The organism is Phreatobacter sp. (assembly GCF_022843985.1).
Classification (GTDB): Bacteria; Pseudomonadota; Alphaproteobacteria; order Rhizobiales; family Phreatobacteraceae; genus Phreatobacter.
Map to the genome: position 1 here is coordinate 18,923 of NZ_JALHMP010000027.1, position 16,794 is coordinate 35,716.

At 68.7% G+C, this 16,794-nt stretch carries 18 protein-coding genes; 13 read left to right on the forward strand and 5 right to left on the reverse strand.

From position 1 onward, the window contains the following. The first annotated feature begins 157 nt into the window (after positions 1 to 157). Together Q0C57_RS16805 and Q0C57_RS16810 are read left to right on the forward strand one after the other, a co-directional pair. The gene (locus tag Q0C57_RS16805; RefSeq protein ID WP_296577846.1) at positions 158 to 757 is read left to right on the forward strand and encodes a DUF1134 domain-containing protein; all 600 of its coding nucleotides are present in this window, start codon (positions 158 to 160) and stop codon (positions 755 to 757) included. Between the two features lie 118 nt (positions 758 to 875). Next, the gene (locus Q0C57_RS16810; protein ID WP_296577847.1) at positions 876 to 2,270 is read left to right on the forward strand and encodes a hypothetical protein; all 1,395 of its coding nucleotides are present in this window, start codon (positions 876 to 878) and stop codon (positions 2,268 to 2,270) included. 160 nt (positions 2,271 to 2,430) lie between these two features. Here the strand turns inward: Q0C57_RS16810 and phaP are convergent, their stop codons facing one another. Then, positions 2,431 to 2,853 (reverse strand): phasin family protein, encoded by a 423-nt coding sequence (phaP, locus tag Q0C57_RS16815; RefSeq protein ID WP_296577849.1) that lies wholly within the window; start codon positions 2,851 to 2,853, stop codon positions 2,431 to 2,433. 106 nt (positions 2,854 to 2,959) lie between these two features. Then, a complete protein-coding gene (locus Q0C57_RS16820; protein ID WP_296577851.1) occupies positions 2,960 to 4,273 on the reverse strand; it encodes a DUF445 family protein in 1,314 nt (437 codons plus the stop codon). Between the two features lie 174 nt (positions 4,274 to 4,447). Between Q0C57_RS16820 and Q0C57_RS16825 the strand changes: the two genes are divergently transcribed. After that, positions 4,448 to 4,963 (forward strand): hypothetical protein, encoded by a 516-nt coding sequence (locus tag Q0C57_RS16825; RefSeq protein WP_296577853.1) that lies wholly within the window; start codon positions 4,448 to 4,450, stop codon positions 4,961 to 4,963. Between the two features lie 93 nt (positions 4,964 to 5,056). On the opposite strand, the gene Q0C57_RS16830 is transcribed toward Q0C57_RS16825, so the two are convergent. Further along, positions 5,057 to 5,593 (reverse strand): GNAT family N-acetyltransferase, encoded by a 537-nt coding sequence (locus tag Q0C57_RS16830; protein ID WP_296577855.1) that lies wholly within the window; start codon positions 5,591 to 5,593, stop codon positions 5,057 to 5,059. A 147-nt stretch (positions 5,594 to 5,740) separates the two neighbouring features. Next, complete coding sequence (locus Q0C57_RS16835; protein WP_296577857.1) at positions 5,741 to 9,235, reverse strand: hypothetical protein; 3,495 nt, start codon at positions 9,233 to 9,235, stop codon at positions 5,741 to 5,743. A 383-nt stretch (positions 9,236 to 9,618) separates the two neighbouring features. On the opposite strand from Q0C57_RS16835, the gene Q0C57_RS16840 reads away from it, so the two are divergent. The 10 genes from Q0C57_RS16840 (at position 9,619) to Q0C57_RS16885 (ending at position 16,587) form a co-directional block, all read left to right on the forward strand. Next, positions 9,619 to 9,834 carry a hypothetical protein gene (locus tag Q0C57_RS16840; RefSeq protein WP_296577859.1) on the forward strand — a complete coding sequence of 72 codons (216 nt, stop codon included), beginning with the start codon at positions 9,619 to 9,621 and terminating at the stop codon, positions 9,832 to 9,834. Beyond that, positions 9,819 to 10,061, forward strand: coding sequence for a MerR family DNA-binding protein (locus tag Q0C57_RS16845; protein WP_296577861.1), 243 nt, complete (start codon positions 9,819 to 9,821; stop codon positions 10,059 to 10,061). The genes Q0C57_RS16840 and Q0C57_RS16845 overlap by 16 nt, the downstream gene beginning before the upstream one ends. A 159-nt stretch (positions 10,062 to 10,220) precedes the next feature. Further along, positions 10,221 to 11,507 (forward strand): phosphoglycerate dehydrogenase, encoded by a 1,287-nt coding sequence (serA, locus tag Q0C57_RS16850; RefSeq protein WP_296577863.1) that lies wholly within the window; start codon positions 10,221 to 10,223, stop codon positions 11,505 to 11,507. A gap of 120 nt (positions 11,508 to 11,627) precedes the next feature. Next, the gene (locus Q0C57_RS16855) at positions 11,628 to 11,825 is read left to right on the forward strand and encodes a DUF4089 domain-containing protein (RefSeq protein WP_296577865.1); all 198 of its coding nucleotides are present in this window, start codon (positions 11,628 to 11,630) and stop codon (positions 11,823 to 11,825) included. A gap of 1 nt (position 11,826) precedes the next feature. Continuing rightward, a complete protein-coding gene (locus tag Q0C57_RS16860; RefSeq protein ID WP_296577867.1) occupies positions 11,827 to 13,224 on the forward strand; it encodes an AtzE family amidohydrolase in 1,398 nt (465 codons plus the stop codon). A 115-nt stretch (positions 13,225 to 13,339) separates the two neighbouring features. Further along, entirely contained in the window at positions 13,340 to 13,471 is a 132-nt protein-coding gene (locus Q0C57_RS16865; RefSeq protein WP_296577869.1) for a hypothetical protein, read from the forward strand. Between the two features lie 27 nt (positions 13,472 to 13,498). Then, complete coding sequence (gene hpxZ, locus Q0C57_RS16870) at positions 13,499 to 13,891, forward strand: oxalurate catabolism protein HpxZ (RefSeq protein WP_296577871.1); 393 nt, start codon at positions 13,499 to 13,501, stop codon at positions 13,889 to 13,891. Positions 13,892 to 14,011: 120 nt separating this feature from the next. After that, the gene (locus tag Q0C57_RS16875; RefSeq protein ID WP_296577873.1) at positions 14,012 to 15,100 is read left to right on the forward strand and encodes an alcohol dehydrogenase; all 1,089 of its coding nucleotides are present in this window, start codon (positions 14,012 to 14,014) and stop codon (positions 15,098 to 15,100) included. A gap of 9 nt (positions 15,101 to 15,109) precedes the next feature. Next, the gene (locus Q0C57_RS16880; RefSeq protein WP_296577875.1) at positions 15,110 to 16,246 is read left to right on the forward strand and encodes a thiolase family protein; all 1,137 of its coding nucleotides are present in this window, start codon (positions 15,110 to 15,112) and stop codon (positions 16,244 to 16,246) included. After that, positions 16,243 to 16,587, forward strand: a complete 345-nt coding sequence (locus Q0C57_RS16885) for an OB-fold domain-containing protein (RefSeq protein WP_296577877.1) — start codon at positions 16,243 to 16,245, stop codon at positions 16,585 to 16,587. Before Q0C57_RS16880 ends, Q0C57_RS16885 begins: the two co-directional genes overlap by 4 nt. On the opposite strand, the gene Q0C57_RS16890 is transcribed toward Q0C57_RS16885, so the two are convergent. Further along, positions 16,558 to 16,749 carry a DUF1192 domain-containing protein gene (locus tag Q0C57_RS16890; protein WP_296577879.1) on the reverse strand — a complete coding sequence of 64 codons (192 nt, stop codon included), beginning with the start codon at positions 16,747 to 16,749 and terminating at the stop codon, positions 16,558 to 16,560. The genes Q0C57_RS16885 and Q0C57_RS16890 overlap by 30 nt on opposite strands. Positions 16,750 to 16,794 lie beyond the last annotated feature (45 nt).

Below are 16,794 nucleotides of genomic sequence, written 5' to 3' on the forward strand. Positions count from 1 at the left end.
AGGTCTCAACGTCTCTGGACCATGCTTTCTGAGGGTAACTTCTTCCTTACCGGTTCCGGTTAAATGCCGGTCTGGTGACCAGATGGTTACCATCCGCGTTTAGCATGAGCCCCAATGATCCCTGGCTGATCGGGCCGGACCCATTCGAGAGGTGAGCATGCGCCATCCCACGTCCTTCGACCGCCGTACGATCGTCGCCGGCCTCGGTGCTTCGTTCCTCGTCGGCCTCAACCAGAGCGCCCATGCCCAGCGCTCCTACAATGCGCAGTCGCCGCAGACCTTCTCGGGCAACGAGGTGCTGACGGCCGGCCACCGCTTCTTTGGCGGTGCCAGCCGCGGCCTCGCCAATCTCGTCGAGCGGGCCACCCAGCAATGGGGCCGACCGAGTGCCTATATTCTCGGCCAGGAGGGCTCAGGGGCCTTTGTGGCCGGGCTGCGTTATGGCGAAGGCATGCTTTACACCAAGGGTGGCGGCGATGCGAAGGTCTACTGGCAGGGCCCGACCCTCGGTCTCGATTTCGGCGGCGACGGCGCCCGCACGATGATGCTCGCCTATCGCGTCCGCGACGTTTCCGATCTCGAGCGCCGATTCATCGGGATCGACGGCTCGGCCTATCTGGTGGGCGGGCTCGGCATGACCGCGCTCGGCGCCGACAACATGCTCATCGTGCCCATCCGCACTGGTGTCGGTGCCCGGCTCGGGGTCAATGGCGGTTATCTGAAGTTCACGTCGCAGCCCACCTGGAACCCCTTCTGAGCGGCAGCCGGCCGGGGCGGGCCTGCCCCTGCGTGATGTCTGACGACCTTGGCACTTTCCGCCGCAACGTCAGCGTGGCAGAAGGGGAATGGCCGGCCACCATGGGAGATGCGCCGTCGTGACCATCGAGACCGCCATGGTCTTCGTCCTGGGCTTCGTAGTCGCCGCGCTCCTGTCGCTGGCGCTCATGGGGGCCGTGTGGCGACGGGCGGTGCGGCTCACGACCCGGCGGGTTGAAAGCGCCGTCCCGCTGTCGATGGACGAGATCAAGGCGGACAAGGACCAGGTGCGAGCCGAATCCGCGCTGGCGATCCGCCGCGCGGAGATCGTCGCGGACAAGTTGCGCGAGGCGGCCAATCTGCAGACGATCGAGATCGCCCGCCGCGTCGAGACCATCCGCGATCTGAACAGCGAACTCGACGCCCGGGCGGCGCGCATCGCCGGGCTGGAGGGCGACAGGACGCGCCTGGAGGCGCAGGTTGCCGCCACCGAGGCGACCGTTGTGGCGCGCACCGAGGAACTGGCCGCGGCCAGGGCCGCGATCACCGCGGGTGAAACGGCCCTCGCGGCGCTGACCGCCGAACATGCAGCCAAGGTCGCCGAGAGCGACGGCCAGCGGGTGGAGATCGTGGCGCTGCGCACGCAGGTCGACAACCAGCGCAACCAGATCGGCACATTGTCTGCGGATCTCGCGACCGCCGAAGCCGATCTCGCCGGCCATCGGCTCTCCTATGCCGAAACCTCCAACCTGCTCACCTCCGAGCGCCAGCGCATCGCCGACGTCCAGGCCGCGCTCAAGCGCGAGCAGGAGGGTGCCGCAGCGCTGCGCGCCGATCTCGCCGATACCGGCAAGAAGCTCGCGGAGACGGCGACGCTGCTCGCCGCCGAGCGCAAGCGCGCCACCGAGCAGGCCGGCGAGATCAAGACCCTGCAGGGCCGGCTGGCAGCGGAAGAAAAGCGCGCCGCCAAGCTCGAGCGGGAGCGCGACAAGCTGCAGGTCTCGCTTGAGGGCGAGAAGGACCGGGCGACGCGCGAGCAGACGGCGCGCGACGCCATCGAGCGCAGCCTCGCCCGCATTGAAGCCGATCGCGACCGCGCCCGCAAGGAGGTGGAGGAGGTGCGCGAACGCAGCGCCGAGGCCGCTCGCCGCCTGCAGATTGCGGCGGAAACCGCCATCGCCGAAAGGAATGTCCTGGAAGGTTCACTCGCCAATGTCCGCGCGGATCGCACCCGGATCCAGCGCGAGGTGGCTGCCCTGACCCGCTCGGCCGAGAACGCCCTGGTCCGGGAGACGGCTGACGGCAACGAATTGCGCAGCCGCATCGACGACGTGGCTATCGAGGTGGCGCGGGTGACGGCCCTTCTCGAAGGACCAGGTTCGCAGATCGACCAGATTCTCGCCGCCGCCGCGCCGGCCGGTTCCGGCGGCCGCCGTCGCCGGAACGATCTGCCGCTCGCCGAGCGCATCCGGGCGGTTCTCGAGGCCAGCCGCGGCAACCAGGCCGCCGAATAGGCCGATGGGGCGCGATCCCGCGCGCCCCGGATGGCAGCCTTCGCAGTCCTCACGGCCCATTCGTCCCCACGCCAAGCCGGGCATGCGGTTCTGGTTTGGACCGATCGACGACGACCGTCCGGTCATCACCGCCCCGGCGGGGCGGTGATGGGAGCCGGTTTCAGCGGCGCGTGAAGTTCTGGCGGATTTCCTCGAAGCTCTCCTTCATGCGGTCCTGGATGACCCGCACGGCTTCGGCATTGGACTTCTGCATCAGTTCGGCCATGTCGCGGGTGTTCTTGACCGCGGCCTCCATGGCGCGCTTGGCGAACTCGGTCTGCGCCGCCATCATTTCCTGGGCGCTGCCCGGCAGCTTGAAACTCTCGGCCGCCGTCTGGATCTCTTTGACCGCCGTCTCGACGATCTCCTTCTGCTTGGCGGCGATGGCCGTCGCGCCTTCGGCGGCAGCCTTGCCGCTGGCGGCGAGCGCCTCGAGGTTCTTGCGGTGATGTTCGACGATCTTGTCCATGTCGACCGCCGGGACCTTCATGTCCTCGCCGAGCTTCTTGAACATGTCGAGCAGCGCCTGAGGAGTCTGGGTCATCAATGGTCTCCACAACAAAGGACGTTTGAAAAAGGCGACGCGGCACCTGCGGCGGGCCGGACGAACCGGGGGAGCTTGCTGACACTAGGCCCAGCCGATGACCGTATCAAGAAGCGCGCAGCAGCACCTCGATCGTGTGGAGCACCAGGCCGGCGAGGCCGCCGATCAGCGTGCCGTTGAGCCGGATATATTGCAGGTCGCGGCCGATGTTCAGTTCGATCAGCCGGATCAGCTGCTGCATGTTCCAGGCCTTGACCTGGTCGGCGATGAAGCGGGAGGCCCCGCTCTTCTGCTGCTCGACGAGCGTCGACAGCGCCACGACGAAACCCTCGTTCATCTCCGCCTTCATGCGCGGGTCGGAGGCGAGCTTGGCGCCGATCTCGGTCAGGATCGCGGTCATCTGCGCCTCGATCCGCGATTGGGGCGAGGCGACGTCCTTCTCGATATAGGCGATGATGTTGCGCCACAGCGCCTGGGCGACGTCACGCAGTTCCTGCCGGCCGAGGACATCGTGCTTGAGCTGCTCGGCGCGTGCCTCGTAGTCCGGGCTCTCGCGCAGGCCGACGATGAAGCTCTGGACGAAGCGGTCGAATTCCTGCCGCAGGGCATGGTCGGGATCCTGCTTCACCTCGTCGAGGAAGGTCCCCGTGGATTTCAGGATGCGGGAGAGCAGATAGGCGTCGGCCTTGAACAGGTTGAACAGCGTCGGCAGTTCCTTGCGGATCTTGTCGCGGATCCCCTCCACCGTTGCGGGGTCGTTGAGGATGCGCTCGACCGCGCCGATCAACTCGTCGAGCAGGCGCTGGTGGCGGCGGTCGGCGGTCACGGCGCCGAGGAGCTGCGCCGCCAGCGGGCCGAGCTTGAGGGCATTGACCTGGTCGGTGAGCCGCTCGGCCAGGAACTCCTTCATCCGTGACTGGTCCATGCCGGCGAGGGCGTTGGGCAGAAGGTTGACGGCAAAGCGGGACAGGCTGGCGCTTTTGGCGGGGTCGGCGAGCCAGGCGGCGATCAGCGCGGCGAAATCCACCTCGCGCAGCTTGCTGCCGACGGGGCCCGGGGCAAGGAAATTTGTCTCGACGAACTTGCCGAGACTGTCGGCGATGCGCGCCTGGTTTTTCTGGATGATGGCGGTGTGCGGAATCGGCAGGCCCATGGGATGCTTGAACAGCGCCACGACCGCATACCAGTCGGCGAGGCCGCCGATGGTGGCGGCCTCGGCGAAGGCGGCAATGAAGCCGAAGGCCGGGTGGCGGTGCTCAAGGAGCTTTGCCGCGATCATCACCGTAATGCTGCAGGCGAGCAGCGCGGTGGCCACAAGCTTGGCGCGGCGCAGGCCGGCCTCCTTCTCCAGGTCCCGGGCCGATAGCGGCGTCGCGTCGGTCTCGGGCCGGGTCTGTCCGGCAGGCGGGGATGAGGCCATGCGATCGGTCTCCTGCGGGGGCCATGCGTCAGATAGGCGGAACCCGTGCCGGGCAAAAGGGTTCAGGCCGCCGCGGACACCCATGACAATGCTGCATTGCACAATTAATGTTGCAATGCAGCAAAAATTCGTCTAGAGGGAAGATCTCCACCGGGCCGTTCCGGACGGTGGACCATGGCTCACAAGAGAATGGAGACCCCTATGTTCGACACGACGATGAAGACGGCCGCCGAGGCCACCCTGGCGCAGATGAAGCAGGCCATCCAGGGCTTCGCCACCGCGCCCGGCCCGTTCCAGGTTCCGCCCGCCGTCCAGGAATTCGCCGCCCACGGCGCACTGACGGCGAAGGCGCATTTCGCCGATGCCGAGGCTGCTGCCCGGAAGGCCACAGCCGGCGCCGAGACGCTGGCGACTTCCCTTGCCGGCGCCGGCGCCGATCTGGCCCGCACCGCCGTCGAAGGCACCATCGCCAATGCCACCATGACCATCGATGCGGTCCAGCACGTTCTCGCTGCACCGACCCTGCAGGAGGCGCTGCAGCGTCAGGGCGACTTCCTCAAGACCTTTGGCGAGGCAAACCTCGCCCGGGCCCAGGACGGTCTTGCCAGGGCGCGCGATGCCGCCACCGATGGCATCAAGGTGATACAGGCGGAAGCGGCGGCCTACACCGCCGGCTTCAAGGCCGCCTGAGCCGCTTTCTCCGCCCAACCGTTCCCCCGCATGCAAGAACCCGCCGGGATTCGTCCCGGCGGGTTCTTCGTCGTCGCGATGGCAGGCGGTGGCTCAGAGCGCCGCCGCGCGTTCCTCGGCTTCCCGGTGCTGGCGGGGTACTGCGAGGGCCGGCTCGACGGGCAACGCCAGCAGGCCCGTGACATCGCCGCCTTCGAAGGTGAACCGCGCCCCGAACTTGCGAGCCAGGGCGCGCATTGGCCGGTTGCCGGCGGTCGAGGTGATGCGCAGTTCGGGAAAGCGCGAGTAGCGCGCGGCGACCATCACCGTCTCGAACAAAGCCGTCCCGATCCCGCCATTGCGGAAGTCCGGCTCGACGGAAAAAGCGATGTCGGCCGGATGATCGGCAGCCGGCGGATGGAGTTCGGCGGTGCCGCGCGCGATGCCGTCCTGGTCGATCCAGGCGAAGACACGGGTGCGCCCGGCAAAGCAGCGCGTCGAGTAGGCGGTGATGAAACGGTCGTCGGCGACACCGTTGAAGCGCTCACGCCGTCCCTGCGGGTCGAGACGCAGCAGGTGGTCGCGGTGCCATGCGGCATCCCGGCCGGAGAGTTCGCGAATCGTGCCGAGCGCGTTGGAGGCCCGTGCCATGGTGATCTCCTCGTGAATCATCGTCCCGAGGCGTTCACATCCCTAGAGCTTTTAGATTGTGCGGTGCAGCATAGATGTCAATGGTCGTGGGCGGGAAGATGCCTGCTTTGCTGCAAGGGTTTAATGCGGAGCGGCAAGGGAACCTTTTCAGCGCGTGGTCTGGGCGCGCCGAGGCGTCGCCGGGCGGGCGGCGGCGGGAGGATCGCTCCACTCGGCCGGAGCGGCGACGCGGACGGCGGCGTCCGGTTCGGCCTTCGGCGCGAAGGTCTGCACGGCGAGCCGGGCTGCGACCAGCGTCTGGGCATCCAGGCGGGCTGCGACCTCGTCGCGCTTCTTGGCCGAGTCCTGATCGCCACCGGCGGCGGCGAGGGCGAACCACTTGTAGCTCTCGGCCAGGCTCTGGTCGACGCCGAGGCCGCGCGCATAGAGGATGCCGAGATTGTACTGGCTGTCGGTGACGCCGTGTTCAGCCGCGCGGCGGAACCACTGGGCGGCGGTCTTGTAGTCCGGACGCGGCGTTGCCTGCCCCTGGGCAAACATGACCGCGAGGTTGTGCATGGCCTTGGCGTTGCCCGCTTCGCCGGCGCGCTCGTAAAGACGGCGGGCGCGCTCGAAGTCGCGCAGCACGCCGGTGCCCTTCTCGTACAGGCTTCCGAGGCGGTACTGCGCCGGGACGATGCCAGCATCGGCGGCGCGCTGGTACCACCGCGCAGCCTCCGCAGCACTGACGGCGACGCCGCGGCCTTCCAGGTGGCGTGTGCCCATCTCGTGGGCGGCCAGGGGATCGCCGGCATCGGCGGCGGCCTTCAGCGCGGCCGGAACCGATGCGGGGCGTCCAGTGCGGGTATCGACGGGCTGCCAGCCCGAGGGCGAGACGGTCATGCCCGGCGGCGGGGTGCGGCTGCCGCTCACCGAGCCGGTGGTCGCGGGGGCCGTGTCGCCGCCCGGCATGGCCGGCGTGGGATCGGTCGCCGACGGTCCCGCGGCAGGCGCGATCAGTTCGGCCGGGGTCGCACTGGTCGAGGCCGGCGAGAGGTTCGAGGCCGGGGCAGGGGCCGCGGGTGCGTCGGAGATGGGCGCCGCGGCAGGGGTCTCCACCGTGGCGGCCGGGATCGCCGTCTGCTGCGTCCCGGTGGCGTCAACCAGGCTGCGGATCTTCGGCACGGTGGCGATGCCGGCCGCCAGCACCAGCAGGGCCGCTGCGATGCCCATCAGGATGGTCTTGCGGTTGACCGCGAGAATCGGCTTCCTGGCCAGCTCTAGCTCGGCTTCCGCGGCCGGCTGGATCGCGACGGGTTCCGGCGCCGGGATGACCGGAGCCGCATCCTCGCGTGCGGATTTGGCCAGCCAGCGGGGCTTCTTCGGCTGCGGCGCCGCAGGCTGGACATCGTCCGGGTCCTTAGGCGCGCCGCGGAAACGCGCGAAGAAACCAGGCTTGGCATTCTCTTCCGGTTCCGGGCGAAGGGCCGGGTCGACGGCCGCCGCGCGCGCGGCCCGACGGGCGGCCGCGATGAAATCGGTCTTGGTGCCGCCGACGGGGGCAGCGCCCGGGGCTGGCGGGCGCACGCGGGGGGCGCCCGACCCCGGCTCCAGAGGCAGATCCACACTGCCCGGCGGACGGCCCGGCGCCGTCTGGCGGGAGACGGGCGCAGCGGGACGCTCGGCAACCAAGGGGGCCGAAGCTGACTTGGGACGGGCGAGGGCCGGTTCCGGGTCGCGGGGAGCGAGCGGCGGCGAGGCGGCCACCGGCGGGGCCTCGGCAGGTTCGATCTCGGCGATGCGCTTGGCGACACGCTCGAAGGTCTGCTGCACGGCATCGACCGTGTCGGAACCCTTCTGGTCGATGGCGAGGCGGGAGCGGCGGACCTCGGCGATCTCGCGGCGCAGGGCCTCGATCTCGTCGTCCGTGCCGCTGCCCGGCGCTGCCGCAAGAGCCTTGCGCGCCGCCTGTTCGGCGGCCTCGATGGCGCCCGCCCGCATCTCTTCCATCTGGACGAAGAGGTCGGAGAGGCCGCGCTCGATGGTGCCGAGCTGGGCAAAGCGCCCGTCTGCGGCATCGATCTTGGCCGCGAGCGACAGGATGTGCCGCTCGATATCAGCCAGCGCCTTGGGGTCGTCGGGGCGGGCATGGCCGTCCTCCAGCTTGTCGGCGAGGCGATGAAGCGCCTCCTCCAGCTGGGGATTGGTGGCGGGCGCCGCGGCCGGGCGTGGCACAGCGGCAAGACGTTCGGCGATTTCCTCGATCCGCGCCTCGATGGCGGAGGTGATCGCGGCGACGTCGCTCGACGTCTGGCGCGGCTGCGCGAGTTCGTCGATGCGGCGGCCGAGCGCGGCGATCTGGTCGCCGAGCGCGTCGATCGCGTCGCGTGACACGGTGTCGGCCAGCATGGCGCGGATGGCGCCGGTTTCCTGGGTGAGCCTGTCGAGCAGGCCGCCGCTCAGATCACGGCTAGCCAGGGTGTCGACACGATAGGACAGGGCCTTCAGCTCGTCGGCGATTCCCTCGGCGGGCATGAGCCGGGCGAGAGCCCGCTCGAATTCGTGAACCAGCTGTTCCAGAGGCTCGGCCGGCAGCCCCTGGGCGCGGGCCGCATCGAGCCTGGCGCCCAGTCCCTGCACTTCGGCCTCGAGGGAGGCGACGGCGCGGCGCGGCGCGAGATCGGAGAGCTGGTCGGCAATGGCGGCGATGTCGGAGCGCAGGTCGGCGACGGCGCGGTCATAGTGACCGGTCTCGCGCTCGGCGAGGTCGCGCCGCATCTGTTCGACCCGGCCGGACAGCGTCCGGATCTCGCTCTGCAGCCCGTCGGAGGCGGGGACCGCCATGGCGTCGATCCGCTGGCTCAGCCGGCCGATCTCGCCGGCGAGCGCCGTGCTTTCGGGCGCACGCGGCGCCGCGGAACGGGGCTGGTTCAGCACCGTCTCGATCTGGCGGGACAGGGCGTCGAGCCGTGCGGCAATGGGCGCCATGTCCGGCATGGCGAGCGGGTCGGCCGGTGCCGCGGCCATCGGCAACGGGGCCTCGCTGTGGCCGTGGGCGAGACTCTTCTGGCGCGCGGCAATCTCGGCCACGGCCATGTCGATGTCGCTGCGGAAGTTCTTTCGCGGTATCGATATACCATTAGTCACATCAACGTGGCGCGGGGCTGGCATGTCAAGACTGCGGATCGAGCGTGCGATCGCGTCCATCTGGGCTGAGTGGTCGGCCCTTCCCGGAGTGGCAGCCGTCGCCATGGCCGGGGCCGATACGATGGACGGGGCTGGCCTCGTGCCACCCAGCCGCTCGACTGCCTCGATGGCTGCGGCTGAACGCCGCTCGGAGATCTCTGCGAGCCGCGCCACGGCATCGAGGGCGCGGACGATGTCACTGTTGTCACTGCGAGCGGTGGGCAGTTTCGGGATCGCGGTCTCCGTTTCGCGCCGCGTCACCGCGTCGAGGCGCTGGGAAATCGATTCAAGCCGGCGGGTCACGGTGGACAGCCCCGTGTCGGTCACGGCAGCGGCGGAAACCTCCGCGGCCTGGTCAGCAATGGCGCTGTTCAGCCATTCCCCGAGCGACATGCCGGAGCGGCGGGCCGCTTCCTTGGCGGCCTCCCTTGCGTCCTGATCGACGCCTTTCACGCTCCAGGGGACAGTGTGTCGCATCACGGGTCCACACGTTTGGCCAGATGGGACCGGGAACACCCATTGCTAGACGGATGGTCGCGATCGGGGCATCCTCCAAGGCGAATCCACGATGCGCCATGCGAACACTCCCGTTCCGCAATCTTGGCCTTCATGGTAAATGGAGAGTTAACGGCGCGTTTTTTTGTTGCCCACGCCGCCGGTGCGTTAACCGTTAAGCTGATGGTAAGCGATTATAGGTGTTTCTGGATGGCCGGCGTGGACCTGTCCTAACGGTAAGTAACAGATCGGTTTGTGTCGCACTCTCGCCTCGGGTGTGCAATTTCCGGTAAAGGGTGTCCCATCCACGAATGAGTGTTCCTCGGGCAGCGAGGATGGAGCAAATTATGGAACGGAAGGCATTTATGACTCGCAAGAACGACGATGACGTCTTTTGGATCGAGGACGATGCCGAGGCCGCCAAGGCAGGTCCGGCAGTCTACACCATCGGCGATTTGGCTCGCGAGTTCGACGTCACGCTTCGTGCGCTCAGGTTCTATGAGGCAAGGGCCTTCTTTCGCCGCGACGCGAGGGGCTGGCGCGTCTCTACAGCGCCGCCGATCGCGTGCGTCTCCAACTGATCCTGAAGGGCAAGCGTCTTGGTTTCACCCTCGCCGAGATTGCCGAGATGGTCGAGGCCCACGAGCGCAACGATGCCGGTCCGGACCAGCAGCTCAAGCTGTCCCGCGAGAAGTGCATGGAGCAGATCGCCCATCTCGAGCAGCAGAAGCGCGAGATCGAGGAAGCGATTGTCGAGCTGAAGCGTACCCATGACACGCTGACCCAGATGATCGACCGGACCCGCTGATGCGTCCGGCGGGAGTCGCCCCGGGCGGCTCCCCATACGTTTCGGCGGAGAAATGCCCGCAGCGGCCAAATTGGCGGTCCGTGACAGCGCACGCCCTTGCCCGGCTCCGCGGTTCCTGTCATTCGGTGTCCGCCTGAAGGCTCGCGTACGGACCATCTCATGCCCACCAGCTCGAAATCTGCCGCAACCGGCACCCTCCGCCGGGCGGCCCTGTCGCTGTCCAAGAACCGCATCAAGATCCTGCTGCTCGAAGGCATTTCCGACACGGCGGTGGGCGTCCTCGAACAGGCCGGCTACACCAGTATCCAGCGACTGCCGAAAGCGCTCGATGCCGCCGCGCTCACCAAGGCGATCCGCGGTGTTCATCTGCTCGGCATCCGCTCCCGTACGCACATCACCCCCGAGATCCTCGCCGCCGCTGACCGCCTGATCGCCATCGGCTGCTTTTCCGTGGGGACCAACCAGGTCGACCTCGTCGCCGCCAACCGGGCCGGCGTGCCGGTCTTCAACGCGCCCTTCTCCAACACGCGCTCGGTGGCAGAACTGACCATCGCCGAGATCGTCATGCTGTTCCGGCGCATCTTCCCGAAATCCGGCGCGGCCCATGTCGGCGGGTGGGACAAGTCGGCGGTCGACAGCTACGAGATCCGCGGCAAGACGCTGGGCATTGTCGGCTACGGCAATATCGGTTCGCAACTCGCCGTGCTGGCCGAGGCCATGGGCATGCGGGTCATCTATTTCGACCACACGGACAAGCTGCGCCATGGCAATGTCGAGCCGGCCGAGAGCCTGTTCGATCTCCTCGGACGCGCCGACGTCATCTCGCTGCACCTGCCGGAGACGCCGGCGACCCAGGGTATGATCGGTGCCCGCGAGATCGCGGCGATGAAGAAGGGCGCCTATCTCATCAACAATGCCCGCGGCACCATCCTCGATCTCGCGGCTCTCTCTGAGGCGCTGAAGTCCGGCCATCTGCGCGGTGCCGCGGTGGACGTCTTCCCGGTCGAGCCGTCCTCCAATGCCGACCCCTTCGTCAGCCCGCTGCAAGGCCTCGACAACGTCATCCTGACGCCGCATGTCGGCGGCTCGACGGAGGAGGCGCAGGAGCGCATCGGCGCCGAGGTGGCGCGCAAGTTCATCGAATATTCCGATGTCGGCTCGACGTCGGGCGCGGTCAATTTCCCGCCGGTGCAATTGCCCGTGCGCCCCGCCGGTACCCGATTCATCCAGGTTCAGCGGAACCTGCCTGGCGAGTTGCGGCGGCTCAACGACGTCTTTGCCGGGCGTAGCATCAACATCGCCGCGCAGTACTACCAGACCGACGGCGAGATCGGCTACGTGGTGCTGGACGCCGACGGGGCCGTGGCCGATGCGGAGGCCGTACTCGAGCAGATCCGCGAGCTTCCCGGCACCATCCGCGCCCGCCTCCTCTATCGCGGCGCCTGATCCGCTCCACCCGCGATGGCTGGCCCCGGACTTGCTCTCCGGATGCCGAGATCGGTCGCGCGGGTGTTTCTGCCTGTTTTTTAGGCGGTAGCGCGGGCGGTCGTCTGCAGGGAGCGACCGATGCCATCCAGCGAACTGACCGCCGAGGCCGCCGAGCGCTATCTTGACGCGGTGGCTTCCATGCTCGGCCTTGCCGTCGCTCCGGATTACCGTCCCGGCGTCGTCCTCAACCTGCAGATCGCCATGCGTCTGGTGCGGATCGCCGAGACGCTCGATCTCGGTGACCACGACGAACCCGCCGCGGTTTTCGAGGCCTGACATGACGGACCTGACCCAGTTCACGGCCGCCGCCCTCGCCGAGGGCGTCAAGGCAGGCGCCTTCACCGCGCGGGCCGTGGCCGAGGCGCATCTCGCCCGGATCGCCGCCCATGACGGCAGGGTCGGCGCCTTCACGGCGGTCACCACGGAACGGGCGCTGGCCGAAGCCGATGCGGTGGATGTGAAGCGGCGCAGCGGCGCGCCGCTCGGCCCCCTGGCGGGCGTGCCCTATGCCGTGAAGAACCTCTTCGACGTTGTGGGCTTGCCGACCCTGGCGGGATCGAAGATCAACCGCGACCATCCGCCGGCGGCGCGCGATGCGGCGCTGATCGAGAAGCTCGCGGCAGCGGATGCCGTCCTCCTTGGTGCCCTCAACATGGGCGAATATGCCTATGACTTCACCGGCGAGAACGCTCATGTCGGTCCGTCGCGCAATCCGCACGACCTGATGCGCATGACCGGCGGCTCGTCCGGCGGCTCGGGGGCCGCCGCCGCCGCCGGCTTCGTGCCGGTGACGCTCGGCTCCGACACCAACGGCTCGATCCGGGTTCCGGCCTCGCTCTGCGGACTGTTCGGGCTGAAGCCGACCTTCGGGCGGCTGTCGCGGGCGCGCTCCTTTCCCTTCGTGACCAGCCTCGACCATCTGGGTCCGCTCGGCCGGTCGACTGCCGATTGCGCCGCCTTCTACGATGCCATGCGCGGCCACGATCCCGACGACCCGGTCTCGCAGGACCGGCCCGCTCCGCCGCTCGGCCCGGAGGTCGGCGCCGGGATCGGCGGCCTGAGGATCGCCCGCGCCACGGGCTATTTCAACGGCATGCAGGAGGCGGCGGCGCGGGACGCCACGGCCCTGGTGGCGGGGGCGCTCGGCGCCGGCGTGGTGGAGATCCCCCATGTCGCCGCGGCGCGGGCCGCCGCCTTCGTCCTGACCTGTTCGGAAGGCGGGGCGCTGCATCTCGACCGGCTGCGGACCCGTGCCGCCGATTTCGACCCCGACACCCGCGACCGTCTCATCGCCGGGGCGCTCCTGCCGGCGGCCCATGTCGCCACTGCCCATCGTGTCCGCGCCAAATACCGCGACGCCATGCGGGCGCTGTTCCGGGATGTGGACGTGATCATCGCGCCGGCGACGCCGACGCGCGCGCCGGCGCTCGGCCAGAAGACCTTCGACCTTGACGGCCAGCGGGTGCCGGTGCGGGCCAATCTCGGACTCTTCACCCAACCCTTCTCGTTCATCGGCCTGCCGGTGATGAGCGTGCCGGTCTGGACCGCCGGCGAGACGCTGCCCATCGGCGTGCAGATCATCGCGCCGGCCTGGCGGGAGGATATCGTGGTGCGCGTCGCCGGCCATCTGGAGCGGGCCGGCCTGGTCGGCGCCAGGATTGCCCGGCTCGACTGACCCGCAGGATTCATGTTTCGTTGACCATGATCCCGACAATTGTCCGCAAGTCCGGCCCAGGCAGGGACCGTTTTCGCCGCCAGCGGGTTCGTCCCGCAGTCCCGGAGAGCGTGCCATGCCCCGCCTGCTATTGTTCACCACGGCCCTTGTCACGGCCTGTGCCGTGGCCGCCATCGTTGCCGCAACCGATCCGTCGGGCGGTGCCGTCCTCGCCCATCTCGCGCCCGCTGTCGCGGCTCTGCCCTGATCGCGGCGCCCCCTCAGGAGCCTTGCCGTGATCATCAACGACCCCGCCGTCCATGCCGAGGTGAGCGCCGCCTTCGCCACCTACGAGAAAGCGCTGACTGACAACGATGTGGCGACGCTCGACGCGCTGTTCTGGGAGGCGGACCACACGATCCGCTACGGGATCGGCGAGAACCTCTACGGCTTCGGCGAGATCGCCGCTTTCCGGTCTGCCCGCTCGCCGGTCGGTCTGGAACGCCGGATCATGCGGACGGTGATCACGACCTATGGGCAGGACACGGCCACCGCCTCGACGCTGTTCCACCGGGAGAGCATGGGCACGGAGAAGATCGGCCGGCAGATGCAGACCTGGGCGCGCATGCCCGAGGGCTGGCGGGTGGTCGCCGCCCATGTCAGCATCATCTCGACGCCGAAGGTCTGAACAGCACAGGGCCGTCTCGGCCCTTCGGCACATTTACAGCCCGTCCTCGCATGCTAGCGTTCCGGTGCATAAACGGCGGCGACCGAACCAACGGGCGCGCCCCGCATCCGAGGACACGCCATGGACATATTCTCGCCGGCCCGCACCACCCGCTCCTGGCGCCTCAACGTTTCCTGCGATCCGCTGGTCCTGACCGAGGAGGCGCGTCCCGTGCCAAAGGGTCGCGAGGTGCTGATGAAGGTCAGCCATTGCGGCGTCTGCCACTCGGACCTGCACATCCGCGAGGGCAAGTACAATATCGGCGGTGGCCGTTCGCTGAACCTTTCGGACCGCGGCCTGAAGCTGCCCCTCACCCTCGGCCACGAAATCCTCGGCACGGTCGAGGCCGTAGGCCCTGAAGTGACCAGTGTGAAGCCGGGCGATCGCCGCCTGCTGCACACCTGGATCGGTTGCGGCGATTGTCCGCTCTGCAAGTCCGGTGACGAAAACCTCTGCGCCACGCCGCAGTTCCTCGGCGTGCAGGCGCGCGGCGGCTTCGCCGACCATGTGCTGGTGCGCGACGAGGAGTTCCTCGTCGATGTCGAGGGGCTCGATCCGGCGCTCGCCGCTACCTATGCCTGCTCCGGTGTCACCGTGTTCAGCGCGGTCAACAAGATCCGTCCGCATCGCGAGGGCGAGAAGATCGCCGTCTTCGGCATTGGCGGCCTCGGCCAGACGGCGCTGCAACTGCTCAAGGCGCTGGGGATGGGGCCGGTCATCGCCATCGATCCCTCGCCGGAGAAGCGCAGGATCGCCGAGAGCATCGGCGTCGCCGCGACCCTCGATCCGACGGCGCCGGACGCGGCCAAGCAGCTCTCCGCCTTCGCGGGCGGCCGGCTCGCCGCAGCGCTCGACTTCGTCGGGGCTGAAGACACGACGAGTCTGGCCATCAACGGCCTGCGCAAGGGCGGCCAGCTGGTCATCGTCGGCCTGTTCGGCGGCGAACTGCGCTATCCGCTGCCCTTCATCCCGATGCGCGCCATCTCCATCCGCGGCTCCTATGTCGGTTCGCTGAAGGAGCTGAAGGAGTTCGTCGCCCTCGTCCGCCAGGTGAAGCTGCCGGCCATTCCGATCGAGACGCGGCCGATGAACCAGGTCAACCAAGCCCTGCATGATCTGGAAGCGGGCAAGGTCGCCGGCCGCATCGTGCTGGAAGCCGTCCCGGCCTGATCCGGCGCGATGGCCTATCTGAGCGGCATTGCCGTCACGGCCTTCGGCAAGCATCCGGGGCGCGGTCCCGTCGCACTGATGGAGGAGGCGGCGCTCGCCGCGCTCGCCGATGCCGGCCTGCCGCGTCAGGCCGTCGACGGGTTGATTGCGGGCTATGCCACGACCTATCCGCATCTGATGATGGGCACGGTCATGGCCGAGCGGCTTTCTCTCCGGCTGCGCCATGCTCATCAGGCCCAGGTCGGCGGGGCGACGGGCGCGGCGGCCATCATTCTCGCCCGGCACCTGATCGCCGCCGGAGCCTGCCGTCACGTGCTGGTGGTTGGCGGCGAGAACCGGCTCACGGGTCAGAGCCGCGACGATGCGCTGAAGATCCTTGCAGGCGTCGGCCATCCCGTCCACGAGGTGCCGCTGGGAGCCTCCATCCCCGCCTATTATGCTCTTGTCGCGGCGCGCTACCTGCATGAGACCGGGGCCAGCGAGGCCGACCTTGCCGAGCTCGCCGTGCTGATGCGCCGCCATGCGGCGGCCCATCCGGGCGCGCAATTGACAAAGCCGCTGACGGTGGCCGAGGTTCTCGCCTCGAAACCGATTGCCACGCCGCTGAAATTCCTCGACTGCTGCCCGATCTCCGACGGCGCCGCGGCGGTGATCGTCTCGGCTGAGCCGACGGGCGCGGCGGCCATCCGCCTCGCCGGCTGGGGCGAGGCCCATACCCACCAGCACGTCTCTGAAATGCCCGACGACCTCGGACTGGGTGCCAAGATCGCCGCCGCCCAGGCCTTCGCGACGGCCGGGCGCCAGGCGGAGGACATGCGTCTCCTTGGCCTCTACGACAGTTTCACGCCGACCCTCGCCATCTTCCTGGAGGTGCTCGGCTTTGCGAAGCCCGGCGAGGCGGGCGCCGCGGCGCGCGAGGGCCGCTTCTCGCGCGACGGCGCCCTGCCGCTCAACCTCCATGGCGGGCTGATGTCCTATGGCCATCCTGGCGTCGCCGGCTTTCTCGCCCATGTGGTCGAGGTCGTCCGGCAGATGCGCGGCGCCGCGGGGCAGCGGCAGGTGAGAGATGCGCCGCTGGCCTATTGCCACGCCGATGGCGGGGTTTTCTCCAGCCATGCCGGCTTCGTCCTGGAGCGCGTCGCATGAGCGGTCCCATGCTGCAATCCTGCCGCACCTGCCGACATGGCTGGCAGTTCCAGCGTGCGGCCTGCCCCGCCTGTGGCGCGCAGGACATCGTCGCGGCCGAGTCCGGGGGAGGGGGCACGGTCTGGTCGGTGACGACGGTGCTGCGCGCCCCGTTGCCCGAACTGGACATGCCCGGCGGCTATGGCATCGCCCTCGTCACGTTGGACGAAGGCCCGCGGATCATGTGCCGGAGTGCGCCGGGCCTGGCGATCGGCGAGCGGGTGCAGGTTGCCGTGGAGGCTGACGGGATGCCGCGCGCCGTTCCCGCCGGGTCAGAACTTGAAGACGCTGGCAGCGGCTGATTTGCTCGCTTCCTTGGCACCCATATCCATCTCCAGACGGGCGATCTCGATCTTCAGCAGGGCGATCCGTTCGGCGAGTTCGTGCACCGACAGGGCCGACAGATCCTGTCCCAGCACATGAGCGGGTGGCTTCGGGCGCGGCTTCGGGTCGTCGTCGAACATCAGGGCCTCCTCCTCGCGGACTGGCATTGCCTCGCCGGCGAGGCT

Excerpts from the sequence above, each read along its gene's own strand:
- Q0C57_RS16805 (WP_296577846.1), top strand. The coding sequence starts at position 158 with ATGCGCCATCCCACGTCCTTCGACCGCCGTACGATCGTCGCCGGCCTC.
- phaP (WP_296577849.1), bottom strand. The coding sequence starts at position 2,853 with ATGACCCAGACTCCTCAGGCGCTGCTCGACATGTTCAAGAAGCTCGGC.
- Q0C57_RS16820 (WP_296577851.1), bottom strand. The coding sequence starts at position 4,273 with ATGGCCTCATCCCCGCCTGCCGGACAGACCCGGCCCGAGACCGACGCG.
- Q0C57_RS16825 (WP_296577853.1), top strand. The coding sequence starts at position 4,448 with ATGGCTCACAAGAGAATGGAGACCCCTATGTTCGACACGACGATGAAG.
- Q0C57_RS16830 (WP_296577855.1), bottom strand. The coding sequence starts at position 5,593 with ATGGCACGGGCCTCCAACGCGCTCGGCACGATTCGCGAACTCTCCGGC.
- Q0C57_RS16835 (WP_296577857.1), bottom strand. The coding sequence starts at position 9,235 with ATGCGACACACTGTCCCCTGGAGCGTGAAAGGCGTCGATCAGGACGCA.
- Q0C57_RS16840 (WP_296577859.1), top strand. The coding sequence starts at position 9,619 with ATGACTCGCAAGAACGACGATGACGTCTTTTGGATCGAGGACGATGCC.
- serA (WP_296577863.1), top strand. The coding sequence starts at position 10,221 with ATGCCCACCAGCTCGAAATCTGCCGCAACCGGCACCCTCCGCCGGGCG.
- Q0C57_RS16855 (WP_296577865.1), top strand. The coding sequence starts at position 11,628 with ATGCCATCCAGCGAACTGACCGCCGAGGCCGCCGAGCGCTATCTTGAC.
- Q0C57_RS16860 (WP_296577867.1), top strand. The coding sequence starts at position 11,827 with ATGACGGACCTGACCCAGTTCACGGCCGCCGCCCTCGCCGAGGGCGTC.
- Q0C57_RS16865 (WP_296577869.1), top strand. The coding sequence starts at position 13,340 with ATGCCCCGCCTGCTATTGTTCACCACGGCCCTTGTCACGGCCTGTGCC.
- Q0C57_RS16875 (WP_296577873.1), top strand. The coding sequence starts at position 14,012 with ATGGACATATTCTCGCCGGCCCGCACCACCCGCTCCTGGCGCCTCAAC.
- Q0C57_RS16880 (WP_296577875.1), top strand. The coding sequence starts at position 15,110 with ATGGCCTATCTGAGCGGCATTGCCGTCACGGCCTTCGGCAAGCATCCG.
- Q0C57_RS16885 (WP_296577877.1), top strand. The coding sequence starts at position 16,243 with ATGAGCGGTCCCATGCTGCAATCCTGCCGCACCTGCCGACATGGCTGG.
- Q0C57_RS16890 (WP_296577879.1), bottom strand. The coding sequence starts at position 16,749 with ATGTTCGACGACGACCCGAAGCCGCGCCCGAAGCCACCCGCTCATGTG.